This window comes from Micromonospora sp. NPDC049151 (assembly GCF_040648395.1).
Lineage (GTDB): Bacteria > Actinomycetota > Actinomycetes > Mycobacteriales > Micromonosporaceae > Micromonospora.
This window is the reverse complement of the sequence record NZ_JBEZDP010000037.1, coordinates 13,976-30,412: the sequence shown is the minus strand read 5'-3', so window position 1 is coordinate 30,412 and position 16,437 is coordinate 13,976. Positions and strand designations below refer to the sequence as shown.

Sequence of the window (16,437 nt, the reverse complement as noted above, 5' to 3'; positions counted from 1 at the left end):
GGGAAATCCGCGACGACATCCACGAAGCCTTCCTCAGCCTCGCCTGCGCCCTCATCTGCTGGCGCCAACTCCAACGTTAGGAGTTCTAAGAAGGGCCCCTTCTACAACGCCAGGCGTTAATAAGGGGCCCTTCCTTACACAGGGTCAGAACGCGCAGGCGATGACCAGTTCGGTGGTGCGGTCGGGCAGCAGGTCGAGCTTCGCGATCCGGCCCGCCGCGCGCAGATCGTCGGCGACGGTGCCGAGCTGGTCGAGCACCGCCGCCGGTCCGAGCGCCTCGGCCAGCGGCACGTCCGCCTTCATCGACAGCTTCCGCTCCGACTTGGCGCGGCGCACCTGGCCCAGCGCGTCCGCGGCCAGCCGCAGCAGCTCCGGGTCACCCGGCGCGGCCATCGTGCGGGACACCTCGTACGTGGTCGGCCACGGCGAGCGGTGCACCGAGCCGTACCGCCACCACGACCAGACCTCCTCGGTGACGAACGGCAGCACCGGCGCGAACAGGCGCAACTGCACCGACAGCGCGGTCGCCAGCGCCGCCCGGGCCGAGTCGGCGGCCGGCCCGGTGCCGTAGGCGCGTTCCTTCACCAACTCGATGTAGTCGTCGCAGAACCGCCAGAAGAACGCCTCGGCGGCCATCAGGGCGGCCGTGTGGTCGTACCCGTCGAAGGCGGACGTCGCCACCCCGACCACGCCGGACAGTTCGGCGAGCATCGCGGTGTCCAGCGGTTGGGTCACCGGGGCCCGCAGCGCGTCGGCGGCGCCCAGCCCGAGCGCGAACCGGGACGCGTTGAGCAGCTTGGTGGCCAGCCGGCGGCCCACCTTGACCTGGGCCGGGTCGTAGGCCAGGTCCGTGCCCGGCTTGCCGCTGGCGGCCCAGTAGCGGACCGCGTCGGATCCGTTGCGCTCCAGCAGCGCCATCGGCGTGACCACGTTGCCCTTGGACTTCGACATCTTCTTGCGGTCCGGGTCGAGTATCCAGCCGGAGAGCACAGCCGTGTGCCACGGCAGCGCGCCGTGTTCCAGGTGGGACCGGGCCACCGTGGCGAACAGCCAGGTCCGGATGATGTCGTGCCCCTGCGGGCGCAGGTCCATCGGGAAGACCCGGCCGAACAGGTCCGGGTCGGTCTCCCAGCCGCCGACGATCTGCGGGGTCAGCGACGACGTGGCCCAGGTGTCCAGCACGTCCGGGTCGCCGGTGAAACCACCCGGCTGCCCGCGCTGCGACTCGTCGTAACCGGGCGGCGGCTCGCTCGTCGGGTCGATCGGGAGCATCGCCTCGTCCGGTATGAGAGGGTGGGACCAGTCCGGCTCGCCAACGTTGTCGAGCCGGTACCACACCGGCACCGGCACGCCGAAGAACCGCTGCCGGCTGACCAGCCAGTCGCCGGTGAGACCGCCCACCCAGTGCTCGTACCGGTGCCGCATGTGCTCCGGCACCCAGCGCAGCTCCCGCCCCCGGGCCAGCAGCTCCTCGCGCAGGCCGGCGTCCCGGCCGCCGTTGCGCAGATACCACTGCCGGGTCGAGACGATCTCCAGCGGCCGGTCGCCGCGCTCGTAGAACTTCACCGGATGGGTGATCGGCCGTGGCTCGCCGACCAGGTCGCCCGCGTCGGCAAGCAGCTCCACCAGCGTCCGCCGGGCGCCGTTCACCGTCTGCCCGGCCAGCGCCGCGTAGGGCTGCGCCGGCACGCCGGCCGGCGGCTCCGGCAGCAGCCGCCCGTCCCGGCCGATCACCACGCGGGTGTCCAGCCGCAGTTCCCGCCACCAGGTCACGTCGGTCAGGTCACCGAACGTGCAGACCATCGCGATGCCCGTGCCCTTGGCCGGGTCCGCCAGCGGGTGCGCGCGCACCGGCACCTCGACCCCGAACACCGGGGTACGCGCAGCCGCGCCGACCAGGTCCGCGTACCGCTCGTCGTCGGGGTGGCAGACCAGCGCCACGCAGGCCGGCAGCAGCTCCGGGCGGGTGGTGTCGATCAGCACCTCGCGGCCGTCCGGGCCGGTGAACCGCAGCCGGTGGTACGCGCCCGGCCGCTCCCGGTCCTCCAGTTCCGCCTGCGCCACGGCGGTGCCGTACCCGACGTCCCACAGCGTCGGCGCCTCGGCCTGGTACGCCTCGCCCCGGGCCAGGTTGCGCAGGAACGCGCGTTGGCTCGCCGCGCGGGCCGCCGAACCGATCGTGGTGTACGTCAGCGACCAGTCCACCGACAGCCCGAGCCGCCGCCACAGCGTCTCGAACGCCTTCTCGTCCTCGGCAGTGAGCAGTTCACACAGCTCGATGAAGTTGCGCCGGGAGATCGCCGTCGGGTTCTTCCGGGCCGCGTCGTCCACCGGTGCGGCCGGCGGGCGCCAGTCCCTGTCGTACGGCAGCGCCGGATCGGGGCGCACACCGTAGACGTTCTGCACCCGGCGTTCCGTGGGCAGCCCGTTGTCGTCCCAGCCCATCGGGTAGAAGACGGTCCGCCCGCGCATCCGCTGGAACCGGGCCACCGTGTCGGTGTGCGTGTACGAGAAGACGTGTCCCATGTGCAGCTCGCCCGACACGGTCGGCGGGGGAGTGTCGATCGCGTATACGTCCGGCCGCTCCTTCGTGCGGTCGAACGCGTACGTGCCGTCGGACTGCCAGCGGCGGGCCCAGGTCTCCTCGAGGCCGTCCAGGCTCGGACGCTCGGGGACGCCGCCGCGGGCGCTCCTCGTCGTGTCGGTCATCAGCCGATGGTAGGCAGCCGGGCCGCCGCACTCCACGACTTTCCCCACCCCGCGCAGGGCGGTCAGAGGAGGGAGTCGCGCCACTGGCGGTGCAGGGCGGCGTAGCGGCCGTCGGCCGCGATCAGCTCCGCCGGTGGGCCGTCCTCCACGATCCGCCCGCCGTCGAGGACCAGCACCCGGTCCGCCGTCTCCACGGTGGAGAGCCGGTGGGCGATGACCAGGGCGGTACGGTCGCGCAACACGCTGTGCAGGGCCCGCTGCACCAGCCGCTCGGTCGGCACGTCGAGCGCCGAGGTCGCCTCGTCGAGGATCAGCACCCGGGGGTCGGCGAGGAACGCCCGGGCGAACGCCACGAGCTGCCGCTGCCCGGCGGAGAGCCGGCCGCCGCGCCGGTGCACGTCGGTGGCGTACCCGTCGGGCAGCGCGGCGATGAAGTCGTGCGCGCCGATCGCCCGCGCGGCGCCGACCACCGCCTCGTCGTCGGCGTCCGGGCGGCCGAACCTGATGTTGTCGGCCACGGAACCGCTGAACAGGTGGGTCTCCTGAGTCACCAGCACCACCGCCCGGCGCAGCTCGGCGTCGGCCAGGTCGCGCAGGTCAACTCCGTCCAGCCGGACCGCTCCCGCGTCCGGGTCGTGGAAGCGGGCCACGAGCTTCGCGACAGTGGACTTGCCGGCGCCGGTCGGGCCGATCAGCGCCACCGTCTGCCCGGACGGCACGGTCAGGTCCAGGCCGGACAGGATCGGCGTCCGGCGGCGGTAGCCGAAGCCGACGGCGCGGAACACGATCGCCCCGCGCGGCGGCCCGGCGGGCAGCGGCACCGGCCGGGCAGGTTCGGGCACCGCCGGGCGCTCGTCCAGCACGCCGGCCAGCTTCTCCAGCGCGGCGGTCGCCGACTGGAGCGAGTTGTAGAACTGGCTCAACTCCTCCATCGGCTCGAAGAAGCGGCGCAGGTAGAGCAGGAACGCGGCGAGCACGCCCACCTCGACGCCGCCGCCCAGCACCCGCCAGCCGCCGTACCCGAGCACCACCGCCGCGGTCAGGTTGCCGATCAACCGGATGCCCGGCGAGTAGATCGCGATCAGCCGGAACGCGTTCAGGCTGGAACGCCGGTAGTCGTCGTTCACGGTGGCGAAGATGCGGTCGTTGCGGTCCTCCCGCCGGTACGCCTGCACGGCCCGGATCCCGCGCAGCGATTCGACGAAGTGCACGATGACCAGCGCGACCGCCTCCCGGGTGCGCCGGTACGCCCCGGCCGACGCGTGGGCGAACCAGCGCGACAGCACGAACAGGAAGGGGAACGCGAGCAGCGTCACCGCCGCCAGCGGCAGGTCCAGCCAGAGCAGGATGCCCGCCACCGACAGCACCGACAGCCCGGCCATCACCAGCTTGTCGATGCCGCCGTCGACCAGTTCGGCGATCGACTCCAGGTCGCTGGTCAGCCGGGACACCATCCGGCCCGAGGTGTAGCGCTCGTGGAACCCGACGTCGAGGCGGAGGAAGTGCCCGTACACCCGGCGGCGCAGGTCCAGCAGGACGGCCTGGCCGATCCGGGCGGCGAGGGTGAGGAACGCGCGCCGGGCCGCGTACTCGACAGCTGTGGCGACCACGAACGCGGCGGCGACAGCAACCAGCGGGCCCGCATCACCGGCCCGCAGCGGCCCGATGCCCCGATCGATGCCGAGCATGACCAGGTACGGCCCGGACATCGCGGCGGCGTTCTGGGCCAGCAGCAACGCCACCGCCAGCCCGAGCGCCCGCCGGTGCGGGCGTAGCAACAGCCGCAGCAGCACCCGGCTGCGGGCGCGCAGCCGGGCCACCGCCTCCGGGGACGAGTCCTCGGCCCGGCTGCGGTCGGCGTCCGGATCGGTGGCGCGCCCCCGCCAGCGGGACAGGTCGTCACCGCCGCCGTGGGGCGCGCCGGTCGTCGCGTGGCTGTCCGGTGGGGCCGGGTCGCCGCTGCCACCGCGCGCGCCGGTGGTGCCGGAGCCGTTCGGCGCGTCGCGGGGCCGGGGTACCCGCGGCACGCGGCCGGTCACGAGCGCACCAGGCCGACGCCGCCGGTCCGGCGCTCCGGCTCGGCGGACAGCACCGCCCGGTACGCGGGCACCCGCGCCAGCAGCTCCGAGTGGGTGCCGACGGCGACGATCCGGCCGCCGTCGAGCAACGCCACCCGGTCGGCCAGCGCCACTGTCGAGGGGCGGTGCGCCACCAGCAGGGTGGTGGTCGCGGTCTCCCGCAGCACCCGGCGCAGGGCCGCCTCGACGAGCGCCTCGGTGTGCACGTCGAGCGCGGAGAGCGGGTCGTCGAGCACCAGCACCGCGGGCCGGCCGAGCACCGCTCGCGCCAGCGCGAGCCGCTGCCGCTGCCCGCCGGACAACGACAGCCCCTGCTCACCGACGCGGGTGGCCAGCCCCCACGGCAGCTCGTACGCGAACTCCGCCTGGGCCAGCGTCAGCGCGGCCCGGACCTCGTCCTCGCTCGCGTCCGGCCGGCCCAGGGTGAGGTTCTCCCAGACCGACATGGAGAACAGCGTCGGCTCCTCGAACGCCACGGCGACCAGCCGGCGCAAGGAATCCAACCGCAGGTCACGCACGTCGTGCCCGTCGAGCGTGATCCGGCCGCCGGTCGCCTCGTGGAGCCGGGGGACGAGCGACAGCAGCGTGCTCTTGCCGCAGCCGGTGACGCCGACGAGCGCCATCGTCTCGCCCGGTTCGACGGTCAGGTCCAGGTCGCGCAGCACCGGCGCGGACGTGCCGGGATAGCGGAAGCCGACCGCCTCGAAGCGGAGCCGGCCGCGTACCTCGCCCCGGTCGAGCGGCCGGGCCCGTGGGCCGTCCACGATGGTCGGAGGTGTGTCCAGCACCTCCTGGATCCGGTCGGCGGCGGTCGCGGCCTCCTGGCCGTTGGCGATGATCCAGCCCAGCGACTGCACCGGCCAGATCAGCATGAGCTGGAGGCTGACGAACGCGACCAGCTCGCCGATGGACAGCACGCCCTCGGCGACCGCCGCGGCGCCGGCCACCAGGACGGCACCGAGCGTCAGGTTGGGCACCAGGTCGAACAGCGCTGACGTCCGGGCCAGCAGCCGGGCCTTGCCGATCCCGGTGTCGTGCAGCCGGCGCGCGCCGACGGCGAACTGGGCCGCCAGTTCCGGCCCGCGCCCGTATGCCCGCATCGTGCGCAACCCCAGCGCCGTCTCCTCGACCAGTGTGGCGACGTCGCCCTGCTGGTCCTGCATCCGGCGCGACGCCGCGTGGTAGTGGCGCGCGAACCGGCGGCTGATCAGGAACAGCGGTACGGCGCTGGCCGCGACCAGCAGCCCCAGCCACGGGTGCAGCCGGATCAGCAGCGCCACCACCGCCGCGTAGGTGACCAGGTTGAGCACCAGGAACAGCAGCCCGAAGGAGAGGAACCGCCTGATCACCGACAGGTCGCTGGTGATCCGGGACAGCAACTGGCCGGACTGCCAGCGGTCGTGGAAGGAGGCCGGAAGCCGTTGCAGGTGGGCGTAGATGTCAGCGCGGATGGCGGCCTCCATGCCCACCGAGGACGACGACTGCGTCCAGCGGCGAATGAAGATCAGGACCGCCTCGGCCAGGCCGAGCAGCAGCGCCAGGCCACCGAGCCGGAGCAGCCCGGCCTCGTCGTGACGGGCCACCGGACCGTCGACCACCCGCTGCACCACCAGCGGTACGGCCAGGCTCGCCGCGGTGGCGGCGAGCGCCGCCACCAGCAGCCAGGCGAACTCCATCGCGTACGGGCGCAGGTAGGGCCGCAGCCGCCAGAGGTTGCGCAGCGGCTGGGACCGGGCGCGGAGATGCGCCGCGGGATTGCCGTCGCTGGACGCGGGCACTACCCGACGGTAGCCGTCGGGGGTGACAGACGGGCTGTCAGCTAACCGTCACCCGTCCCTCATGCCCGAGAAGCCACTTCTTCACATCCAGCCCCCAGCGGTACCCGCCCAGCGTGCCGTCGGTACGCAGCACCCGGTGGCAGGGCACGAACAGCGCGGCGGCGTTGCGGGCGCAGGCCGCCGCGGCGGCCCGCACGGCAGCCGGTCGTCCGGCCAGCGCGGCGAACCCGGTGTAGGTGACCGGGTCGCCGGGCTTGACGTCGCGCAGCACCTGCCAGGCGTGCGTCAGGAAGGGCCCGCCGGTGTGCTGCTCGACCGCTACCGCGTCGATGGCGGCGAGGTCACCGTCCAGGTAGGCGCGAACGGCGGCGGTCACCTGGCCGAGGTCGGCCCGTTCCCGCAGCTCACCGCGCAGACTCGGGTGGATCAACGGCATCAGGGCCGCCGGGTCGGCGGTGAAGCCCGCCGCGCGTACCGACCCGCCCGGGCCGGCGAGCACGCTGAACGGGCCGGCGGGGGTGTCGATGACTGTGCTGTCCACAGTGCTCATGCTGCTCTCCAGAGTCGGATGGTCGCGTACGACCGCCAGGGACGCCAGCGGTCGGCGTACGCGGACAGGGTCTTCGGGTCGTCGGGCAGGCCGAGCGCTGCCGCGCCCCGGCGTACGCCCAGGTCGGTGGCGAGCGCGACGTCGGGGTCGCCGAGCGCGCGCATGGCCAGGTAGCCGGTGGTCCACGGGCCGATGCCGGGCACCGAGGCCAGGAGCCGGACCGTCTCCTCCCGGTCGCCTCCGGGTTCCAGGTCGAGGTCGCCGTCGGCGACCGCGCGGGCCAGCGCGCGGAGCGTCTCCCGGCGGGCCGCCGGCATCCGGAACGCCGTGTCCGGCGCCGCGAGCACCTCCGCCGGACCGGGGAAGGCCACCAGGCCGTCAGCCGGGTCGTCGCCACCCGCCCCGCTCGCGGCCCGGGTGGCGGCGAGCAGGCGGGTGAGCGTGGTGCGCGCCGAGGCCAGCGAGACCTGCTGGGTGGCGACGGCGCGGACGGCCAGCTCGAACCCGTCGACCGCGTGCGGCAGCCGGACGCCGGGCTCGGCCGCGACGGCCGGGGCCAGCGCCGGGTCGGCGGCCAGGACGGCGTCCACCGCGACCGGGTCGGCGTCCAGGTCGAGCAGGCGGCGGCAGCGGGCCACAGCCGGGGCCAGGTCACGCATGTCGGCCAGCCGCAGCGTGGCGTCGATGTGGCCGTCGGCGGGGGTCAGCGCCACAGTGGCGGGACCGTGCGGCAGGCGCAGCCCTCGGTGGTAGGTGCCGTCGCGGACCACCTCGACGCGGGGGAGTGCGCGTAGCGCGAGGAAGTCCAGCAGCGCGCCCGCGTGCAGCGGGGGCCGGTATGCCAGCCGCAGCGAGAGCGTGCCCGCTCCGGTGGCCGTGGCCGGGCCACGCCGCCGGGCCCGCAGCTCGGACGGGGTGCCGCCGTAGACCTCGCGGACCGTGTCGTTGAACTGCCTGATGCTGCCGAACCCGGCGGCGAAGGCCACCTCGGCCAGGCCGAGGCCGGTGGTCTCGATCAGGATCCGGGCGGTCTGCGCGCGCTGGGCCCGGGCCAGTGCCAGCGGGCCGGCGCCCAGCTCGGCCCGGAGCATCCGGTGCAGGTGCCGCTCGGTGTAGCCCAGCCGGGTGGCCAGGCCGGGCACCCCGTCCCGGTCCACGACGCCGTCGGCGATCAGCCGCATGGCGCGGCCGACCAGGTCGGCCCGGACGTCCCACTCGGGTGAGCCCGGTGCCGCGTCCGGCCGGCACCGGCGGCACGCCCGGAGCCCGGCCCCCTGCGCGGCGGCGGCGGACGGGAAGAACCGGACGTTGCGTCGCTTGGGTGTCATTGCCGGACAGGACGGCCGGCAGTAGATCCCGGTCGACGTCACACCGGTGTAGAACCAGCCGTCGAACCGCGGGTCGCGGCTGTCGACGGCCCGGTAGCACCGCTCGAAGTCCAGTTCCATGCCACGATCCTGCCTCGCAGCTCCCCGGCTCGGCTGGCGGGATTCAGACATGACATGAGGCAGTCGCGCCAGCTCGGGGAGGTGGCGGTATCCCCGGCCCCGGGACACCGCCACCCCGCCGAGGTGGCGTGGATCATGTGGGGCGCATCCGAGAAAGTGTCGTAAGTGGTCGGTAGCGTCCCGCCACCAACTCAAGAAGAGGTGCGGGGCATGGCGAGCGTGGCCGGGCGGGGTGTCCGCTGATGCGATCGGGGCGAGCACCGTTGGACGCCGCGGTGGTGGAGGGCTTCTACGAGCGGATGCGGGTGGTGGCGCCGGCCGCGTACGGCGCGATCGAGCGCGACCGGGCCGGTGATCCCGGCCGCCCCTTCGCGGACACCGCCTGCGGGCGGCTGGCCAGTTCCCTCGACCCGGACGGGCTGCGCGCGCTCGGCATGTGGGCGCACCACTGGTGCATGCGCTTCTACGACGACGACACCCGGGTCGGCCTGCGGCTGGTCCGGGAGATCGCGGCCCGCCCCGGCCTGGGCTGGACCGCTGACGAGGTGCGGTGGCTGCTCGACCGGTCGTACGCGGCCGGGCCCGCCGCCGCGCACCGGTTCACGCTGCCGCTCGCGGCAGCCGCGCAGCTGCCGGCCGGCGTGCTCCCCGAGGGCGTCGCCGCCGAGGCGTGGCCGGACGACTGGCGCCGGCTGCGGGCCGGCTGACGGCGTGGCGACCCGGGCGACGTCCTGTCGCTCGGGTGCGGGCGCGACGATCGGTCCGGCATCTGGGCGAGCACCGTGGCCGCCACCGCCACCGCGAAGCCGGTGAGCTGGACCGGGTCCAGCGCCTCGTCGAGCACCACCCAGCCGAGCGCCGCGGCGGTCAGCGGGCTCAGCGTGCCGAGCACCGACACGCGGGACACCGGCAGCCGCGCCGCGCCACGGAACCACAGCACGTACGCCAGCGCGGTGCCGGCCAGCCCGAGCCACGCGTACCCGAGCACCGCCGGCCCGTCGGGCGCGGGCGGCGCGCCCTCGACGGCGGCGGCGACCGGCACGATCATCAGGCCACCGGCGACGAGCTGCCAGCTCGTCGCGGTGAGGACGCCCACTCCGGGCGGCCGCCCCCAGCGGCGGGTGAGCACCAGCCCGGCGGCCATCGCCACCGCGCCGGCCAGCCCGGCGGCGACGCCGAGCGGGTCGAGACCGGCGCCGGGACGCAGCACCACCAGCGCGACGCCGAGCGGTGCGGCCGCGGCGGCGACCAGTGCGGGCCGGGTGGGGCGGTCGCGGAGCAGGGCGACGGTGAGCACCGCCACCAGCAGTGGCTGCGCGGCGCCGAGCACAGCGGCGGTGCCGCCGGGCAGCCGGTACGCGGCGAGGAACAGCAGCGGGAAGAACACCCCGATGTTCAGCGCGCCGAGCACTGCGGCTCGTCCCCACCAGACGCCGTGTGGTCGTCGGCGGGTCAGGGCGAGCAGCAGCAGGCCGGCCGGGAGGGCCCGGATCGCGCCGGCCCAGAGCGGCCGGTCCGGCGGGAGGAGTTCGGCGGTGACGAGGTAGGTGGTGCCCCAGGTGACAGGGGCGGCGGCGGTGAGCGCGACGTCGGTCCAGCGGGGGTTCATGGAAGCCTCTTTCTCATGGCTAAGTATCTTAGCGCTAAGCTAATCAGGGGTGAGCGAAAAGGGGAAGTGGGACGTGCGGCACAATCGGCAGCCGTGACAGGCGACGAGGTGGACGTGATCGTCGAGCAGTGGCAACGGGAGCGGCCCGGCATGCGGCCGGAACCGATGGCCGTGTTCGGCCGCATCTACCGGCTCGCCCGGCTGGTCGGCGACGGCCAGGAGAAGGTGTACGCGGGCTGGGGCATCGGCCGGGGTGAGTTCGACGTGCTGGCCGCGCTGCGACGCTCCGGCGCGCCGTACACGCTGGCGCCGAAGGAGCTCGCCGCCTCGCTGATGCTCACCTCCGGCGGCATGACCGGGCGGCTCGACCGGCTCGAACGGGCCGGCCTGGTGCGCCGCTCGCCGGATCCAGCCGACCGGCGGGCGCTGCGGGTCAGCCTCACCGACACCGGTCGCCGGGTGGTCGAGGAGTCGGCCGAGGCCGGCCTCGCCGTGCAACGGCGGATCCTCGACGCGTTGCCGCCCGCCGACCAGGAACGGCTCGCCGATTTGCTTCGTACGTTGCTCGCAGCGGCCACGGCCGGACCCGCCGATCCGGCACAATGATCGGCACCCGTCACCGGCCGGAAGGACGCCCGTGCCCGCCACCGAACCGACGATCGTCGCCACCAGCATGGGTTTCGCCAGCCGTCGCCGTGGCCCCTGGGACGCCCGGCCCAGCGCCCTGTTCGACCTGATGGCCGAGCTGGCCGGGGCCGGTGACGCGCCCCGCGTCTGCTACCTCGGCCAGGCCACCGGCGACCAGCCGACCGGGTTCACCGTCTTCTACGGCGCCTTCGCCGGCACCCGGTTCCGCGCCTCCCACCTGGCGCTCTACCCGATGCCGAACGTCGAGGACATCCGCGCCCACCTGCTCGCGCAGGACGTCGTCTGGGTCGGCGGCGGCAGCGTGGCGAACCTCTGCGCGGTCTGGCGGGTGCACGGCCTGCCGGAGATCCTGCACGAGTGCTGGCAGGCCGGCGTGGTGCTCGGCGGGGTGTCCGCCGGCTCGATCTGCTGGCACACCGGTGGCGCCACCGACAGCTACGGCCCGACGCTGCGGCCCTTCACCGAAGGGCTGGGCTGGCTCCCGTACGGCAATGGCGTGCACTACGACAGCGAGGAGCAGCGCCGCCCGCTGATGCACCGGCTGGTCGCCGACGGCACGCTGCCGGCCAGCCACTGCACCGACGACGGCGTCGGACTGATCTACCGGGGCACCCGGCTGGCCGAGGCGGTGGCCGACCGGCCCGGCGTGGCCGCGTACGAGCTGGTCCGCGCCGAGGACGGCACCGTCCGGGAGACCCGGATCGAGCCGCGCCTGCTCTCCGCCGCGCCGGAGTGACCGGGTTCGCGGACCTGCCTGCCCGGCGCGGGTGGCGAAGCGCGTAAGCTGGTTCGTCGTGAGTCTCACCATCGGCATCGTCGGCCTGCCCAACGTGGGCAAGAGCACCCTGTTCAACGCGCTGACCAAGAACGACGTGCTCGCCGCGAACTACCCGTTCGCCACCATCGAGCCGAATGTCGGCGTGGTCGGGCTGCCCGACGAGCGGCTGGCGAAGCTGGCGGAGATCTTCTCCTCGCAGAAGGTGCTGCCGGCGCCGGTCTCGTTCGTCGACATCGCCGGACTGGTCCGGGGCGCCTCCAAGGGGCAGGGCCGCGGCAACGCGTTCCTCGCCAACATCCGCGACGCCTCGGCGATCTGCCAGGTGGTGCGTGCCTTCTCCGACCCGAACGTGGTGCACGTCGACGGCAAGGTCTCTCCGGCCGACGACATCGAGACGATCAACACCGAGCTGATCCTTGCCGACATCCAGACGCTGGAGAAGGCGCTGCCCCGGCTGGAGAAGGAGGCCAAGCTCCGCAAGGACCGGGCCGCCGCCGTCGAGGCCGCCAAGAAGGCGGTCGAGGTCCTGGACAGCGGTGTCACCCTGTACGCGGGCGCCGCCGCCGCGAAGGTCGAGCTGGAACACCTGCGTGAGCTGCACCTGCTCACCACCAAGCCGTTCCTCTACGTCTTCAACGTCGACGAGGCCGAGCTGGGCAACGCCGAGTTCCTCGACGAGCTGCGCGGCCTGGTCGCGCCCGCCGAGGCGATCTTCATGGATGCCAAGATCGAGTCCGAGCTGGTGGACCTGCCCGAGGACGAGGCCCGTGAGCTGCTGGAGTCGATCGGGCAGTCCGAACCGGGCCTGAACCAGCTCGTCCGGGTGGGCTTCCGGACGCTCGGGCTCCAGACGTACCTGACGGCCGGCCCCAAGGAGGCGCGGGCCTGGACCATCCCGGTCGGCGCGACCGCGCCGGAGGCCGCCGGGGTGATCCACAGCGACTTCCAGCGCGGGTTCATCAAGGCCGAGGTGGTCTCCTACAACGACCTGGTCGAGGCCGGATCGATGGCGGCGGCCAAGGCCGCCGGCAAGGTCCGGATCGAGGGCAAGGAGTACGTCATGCAGGACGGCGACGTGGTGGAGTTCCGCTTCAACGTCTGAATCCGTCCTGTTTCCGCAGGTCAGCGGTTTGGTGCACCGCCCGGGGCACACACGCCTCGTCGACCGCCCAGCGGGTGTGCTCCTCCGAGTCCGGCATCGGGTGACCGCAGCTCGGCAGGACCACAGCGCTTGTCAGGAGATGCCGCCGTCGCTGCGTAATAGTTGGCCGTTGATCCAGCCCCCGTCGGGCGAGCACAGGAACGCGACGAGGTTCGCACAATCCTGCGGGCGTCCGAGGCGACCGAGCGGCGTGGCCCGTAGGACGGCATCCTTGATCTCTCCGGTCATCCAGCCGGTGTCGGTTGGGCCCGGATCGATGGCGTTGGCGGTCACGCCGAGGTGGGCCAGTTCTTGAGCAGCGGCCAGGGTGATCCGATCGAGAGCGCCTTTGCTGGCTCCGTAAGGCAGGTTGCCGACGGTAGCGTCACTGGTGAGGCTGACGATGCGTCCCGTGCCATGTGCCCCTCGGAACCGTCGGGCGTACTCGCGAATCAGGAGCCAGCTCGCCCGGGTGTTGACCGCGAAGTGACGGTCGAAGCTCTCGACGCCGGTGTCGAGCAGGCCTGATTTCACGCTCTCGCAATGGGCGAGGACGAGCGCGCTGACCGAGCCCAGCTCTCGCTCCACGGCCTCGAAGATGTCATCCGTGGCGTGAGGATCAGCTAGGTTCGCCTCGACGGCGACAGTTCTTGCCCCATGCTTCGCGGCTTGACCGCTGAGCTGCGTCACCGCCTCGGGATCGGCTCCCCAGGGCATCCGCCCGTCGTACGGGGTCCAGTAGGTGAAGCCGACATCCCAGCCGGTCCGAGCCAGCGTCAACACCACCGATGCGGCGATGCCGGCGCTGCGGCTGGCACCGGTCACCAGGGCGACGGGTCGATGCTGTTGGTCCCTGCCGTCCGTAAGTGCCATTGTGGTCGCACCCCTCGGCGCACCATCCTTGCTGCCCGCCCGAAGGCCGTCACCGGAATTACCCGGCCGGGCCGGCGAGTTGGGGGCGGTTACGGGGTTGCGGCTGGGCGCCTCCGCCCTCACCATTCGCGCCACCCGTCAGTAAGTTCGGCCCGCGCGGCGTCGCGCCGGGCAGTCAGAGCTTTGACGTCAATGCCCGCATCTGTCAGGACATCGTCGATGTACCGACACAGCTCCTCGCGCTCGTCCGTCTCGATCCTTTCGTGCTCCTCATTGATCGCGTTGAGAGCCATGACGACCCGCACGACCGATGCGACGACCTCATCATCAGACGGTGACGGCATCGGCATCGGCGGCATCCCTGGAAGCGTCTCAGGCCCAGGCTGTGTGACGCTCTCGGCCCGCGAGAGCGAGCGTATGTCTGCTTCGTAGGCGTCGAGAGCCGTATCGACAGCAGCGATGAATGCGTCTGGCCAGAGGTGTAGGGCGTAGGCGTCAACTTCAGCGAGGGTGCCTGCGGCGATGCCGCCCTTCTGGTCCCGTACCTTCCGGCTCCACTGTTCGGTTGGGCGTGTGATCATGGGGCGCAGCCTAGCGACGGCATCTGACGGTAGGCCGACTCTCGGCGTAGGCGGGCAGCGGTGCGGGAAGGCTGTAAGTGACCTTCCACCTGCACCGGAGCTGCCTCGCATGTCACCTCTGCCTTCCAGCCCTCGCTCGGCAAGGTGGTCCCGTGGGCCGGCCCTCGGTGTGCCCTGACCGGTGTTTTCCCGGCGCCGGGCGGATCGACGAGTACGTGCTCGTCACCCATCCGGTCCTGGTGGGTGGCGGTAAGCCGTTCTTCGCGTCTCGCGGACCGGCGGTCGCTGTGTGCGTACCGTCAGGCGTTCGCCCGGCGGATGGCCGCCATGCCTCCGATCGCGGCCACCACCGCCACCAGGGCGGGCCACCCCACCAGCAGGCTGACCTGGTGCTGGCTGCTCAACCACTGCCAGATGTCGCCGAACCAGTCCTGCCAGATGACCAGCGCGGTGAGCAGGCCGGCCACCAGGATCAGGGCCGCGCCGGCACCGAGCAGGCCGTTCATGCCGAACCGGACGTACCAGACGGCGACGAAGATGGAGACGAAGTTCAGGAACAGGAACGGCACCGCGTAGACGGCGATCTGCAACAGCCCGTTGTCGACGTCGATGTACGGGATCCGGAAGAACCGGAGCTCGATCCCGAAGCCGCCGGTGGCGCCCTCGATCAGGTTGAGCAGGTAGAGCAGGACGCCGTAGGCGACCGCCTGCACCACGTTGACGAGCACCGTGGCGAGGTAGAAGGTGCGCCGGGTGACGCCCATGCCGAGGGCGAACGGGAACACCTGGCTGATCGATGCGGCGGCGACGATCGAGCAGACGATGTAGAGGCTGGCCAGACCGCCCGTGGTGTTCTTGCCCGGCGCCGCCTCGTCGATCGAGGCGAAGATCAGCAGGTTGACGCCGAGCGAGATGGCCATGATGCCCCACGGCCAGGCCAGCTGGCCGATCCAGGCGATGGTGTGCATCCGGGCGACGTCGAGGATGCGAGTCATCGGGAGTTCGTCCTTTCCGTCGTCAGGCGCACCACGGCCTGCTGCAGCGATACCGGTGCCAGGTCGATGCCGAGCTTCTTGGCGCGCAGCCGTTCGGCGTTGTCGAACGAGCCGCGCAGCGTCGTCCGGGCGGCGCCGCCGAGCTGTTCGCGGTGCAGCACCGCGTACGCGGTCCCGAACTCGTCCACCGCCTCGGCGGGGCCGGTCGCCTCCATCACCTCGCCGCGCAGGTCGTCGCTGGGCGCGTCGAGCAGCAGCCTGCCGTGATCGAGCAGCACCACGTGCTCGATCAGGTCGGCCACCTCGTCGATGAGGTGCGTGGAGAGCACGACGGTGCGCGGGTTCTCGGCGTAGTCGACCAGCAGCCGGTCGTAGAAGAGCTGCCGGGCCACCGCGTCGAGACCGAGGTACGGCTCGTCGAAGAAGGTCAGCGGCGCGCGTGCGGCCAGGCCGATCGTCACGCCCAGCGCGGACAGCATGCCGCGGGACAGCTTGCGCACGTTGCGCTTGCGTGGCAGCTCGAAGTCGTCCACGAGGGACTGCGCGAAGTCCTCGTCCCAGTTCGGGAACAGCCGCCCGGCCAGGCTCAGGACGTGCCGGACCTGGTAGGCGGCCGGGTACGTCTGGCTCTCCTTGATGAAGACCACCCGCGACAGCGCCCGCTCGTTCTCGTACGGCCGCTCGCCGAAGAGTGTCAGGTCGCCACTGGAGACGCTCTGCTGGCCGGTGATCAGCTGCATCAGCGTCGTCTTTCCGGCACCGTTGCGGCCGAGGAGGCCGTAGATCTTGTTTCCCGTCAGGGTGAAGGTGACGTTGTCGAGAGCGGCCACGTCGCCGTACCGCTTCGTGAGGCCGGCAGCCGCCACGACGCTCATCGTTGCTCCTCCCATGTCTCGATGAGCTTCTTCAGCTCCTCGGTGCCGATGCCCAATTTTCGGGCCTCCTCGATGAGGGGCCGCACGTACTGGTCGGAGAACTCGTGCCGGCGACGCTCTCGGAGTGTTTCGCTGGCCCCCGTTGCCACGAACATTCCGATTCCCCGGCGTTTGTAGAGAATCCCGTCATCGACCAGGCGGTTGATCCCCTTGGCGGCGGTCGCCGGATTGATCCGGTGGAACGCCGCCAGCTCGTTTGTGGACGGCACCTGGGTCTCCTCCGCGTACGTCCCGTCGATGATCGAGTTCTCGATCAGCTCCGCGATCTGGACGAAGATCGGCCGACCGTCATCCATACCAGCTCCGTTGGTTCA

14 protein-coding genes and 1 pseudogene are annotated in these 16,437 nt (G+C 72.4%); 4 read left to right on the top strand and 11 right to left on the bottom strand.

Annotation, left to right across the window (positions count from 1 at the left end; translation table 11 throughout):
* Nucleotides 1–144: 144 nt before the first annotated feature.
* The 5 genes from valS to AB0B20_RS27805 form a co-directional block, all read right to left on the bottom strand.
* Nucleotides 145–2,709 (bottom strand): valine--tRNA ligase, encoded by a 2,565-nt coding sequence (gene valS / locus AB0B20_RS27825; RefSeq protein WP_357391090.1) that lies wholly within the window; start codon nt 2,707–2,709, stop codon nt 145–147.
* A 62-nt stretch (nt 2,710–2,771) separates the two neighbouring features.
* Nucleotides 2,772–4,604: an ABC transporter ATP-binding protein gene (locus tag AB0B20_RS27820; RefSeq protein ID WP_357474731.1), complete on the bottom strand. Its 1,833-nt coding sequence runs from the start codon at nt 4,602–4,604 to the stop codon at nt 2,772–2,774.
* Between the two features lie 140 nt (nt 4,605–4,744).
* Complete coding sequence (locus AB0B20_RS27815; RefSeq protein WP_357474729.1) at nt 4,745–6,463, bottom strand: ABC transporter ATP-binding protein; 1,719 nt, start codon at nt 6,461–6,463, stop codon at nt 4,745–4,747.
* 139 nt (nt 6,464–6,602) lie between these two features.
* The gene (locus AB0B20_RS27810; protein ID WP_357391092.1) at nt 6,603–7,115 is read right to left on the bottom strand and encodes a methylated-DNA--[protein]-cysteine S-methyltransferase; all 513 of its coding nucleotides are present in this window, start codon (nt 7,113–7,115) and stop codon (nt 6,603–6,605) included.
* Complete coding sequence (locus AB0B20_RS27805) at nt 7,112–8,563, bottom strand: AlkA N-terminal domain-containing protein (RefSeq protein ID WP_357391094.1); 1,452 nt, start codon at nt 8,561–8,563, stop codon at nt 7,112–7,114. Before AB0B20_RS27805 ends, AB0B20_RS27810 begins: the two co-directional genes overlap by 4 nt.
* 242 nt (nt 8,564–8,805) lie before the next feature.
* On the opposite strand from AB0B20_RS27805, the gene AB0B20_RS27800 reads away from it, so the two are divergent.
* Nucleotides 8,806–9,270 (top strand): hypothetical protein, encoded by a 465-nt coding sequence (locus AB0B20_RS27800; protein WP_357391096.1) that lies wholly within the window; start codon nt 8,806–8,808, stop codon nt 9,268–9,270.
* A gap of 80 nt (nt 9,271–9,350) precedes the next feature.
* Here AB0B20_RS27800 and AB0B20_RS27795 read toward each other — a convergent pair.
* A pseudogene (locus tag AB0B20_RS27795) lies at nt 9,351–10,172 on the bottom strand (EamA family transporter); the annotation flags it as partial.
* A gap of 93 nt (nt 10,173–10,265) precedes the next feature.
* Between AB0B20_RS27795 and AB0B20_RS27790 the strand changes: the two are divergent.
* From AB0B20_RS27790 to ychF, 3 genes are read left to right on the top strand one after another with little or no spacing between them, the layout of a single operon-like run.
* On the top strand, nt 10,266–10,778 hold the full coding sequence (locus tag AB0B20_RS27790) for a MarR family transcriptional regulator (protein WP_357391098.1): 513 nt from the start codon (nt 10,266–10,268) through the stop codon (nt 10,776–10,778).
* A gap of 31 nt (nt 10,779–10,809) precedes the next feature.
* Nucleotides 10,810–11,556, top strand: coding sequence for a peptidase E (locus AB0B20_RS27785; protein ID WP_357391100.1), 747 nt, complete (start codon nt 10,810–10,812; stop codon nt 11,554–11,556).
* A gap of 58 nt (nt 11,557–11,614) precedes the next feature.
* Nucleotides 11,615–12,700 carry a redox-regulated ATPase YchF gene (gene ychF, locus AB0B20_RS27780; RefSeq protein ID WP_357391102.1) on the top strand — a complete coding sequence of 362 codons (1,086 nt, stop codon included), beginning with the start codon at nt 11,615–11,617 and terminating at the stop codon, nt 12,698–12,700.
* A 132-nt stretch (nt 12,701–12,832) separates the two neighbouring features.
* Here ychF and AB0B20_RS27775 read toward each other — a convergent pair whose 3' ends face one another.
* The 5 genes from AB0B20_RS27775 to AB0B20_RS27755 form a co-directional block, all read right to left on the bottom strand.
* A complete protein-coding gene (locus AB0B20_RS27775) occupies nt 12,833–13,612 on the bottom strand; it encodes an SDR family oxidoreductase (RefSeq protein WP_357474719.1) in 780 nt (259 codons plus the stop codon).
* Between the two features lie 119 nt (nt 13,613–13,731).
* Nucleotides 13,732–14,193 (bottom strand): hypothetical protein, encoded by a 462-nt coding sequence (locus AB0B20_RS27770; RefSeq protein WP_357474706.1) that lies wholly within the window; start codon nt 14,191–14,193, stop codon nt 13,732–13,734.
* Between the two features lie 299 nt (nt 14,194–14,492).
* The gene (locus AB0B20_RS27765; protein ID WP_357474703.1) at nt 14,493–15,188 is read right to left on the bottom strand and encodes an ABC transporter permease; all 696 of its coding nucleotides are present in this window, start codon (nt 15,186–15,188) and stop codon (nt 14,493–14,495) included.
* Nucleotides 15,185–16,063, bottom strand: coding sequence for an ABC transporter ATP-binding protein (locus AB0B20_RS27760; RefSeq protein ID WP_357474700.1), 879 nt, complete (start codon nt 16,061–16,063; stop codon nt 15,185–15,187). Before AB0B20_RS27760 ends, AB0B20_RS27765 begins: the two co-directional genes overlap by 4 nt.
* Complete coding sequence (locus AB0B20_RS27755) at nt 16,060–16,419, bottom strand: GntR family transcriptional regulator (RefSeq protein WP_262015862.1); 360 nt, start codon at nt 16,417–16,419, stop codon at nt 16,060–16,062. The genes AB0B20_RS27760 and AB0B20_RS27755 overlap by 4 nt, the downstream gene beginning before the upstream one ends.
* Nucleotides 16,420–16,437: the final 18 nt, after the last annotated feature.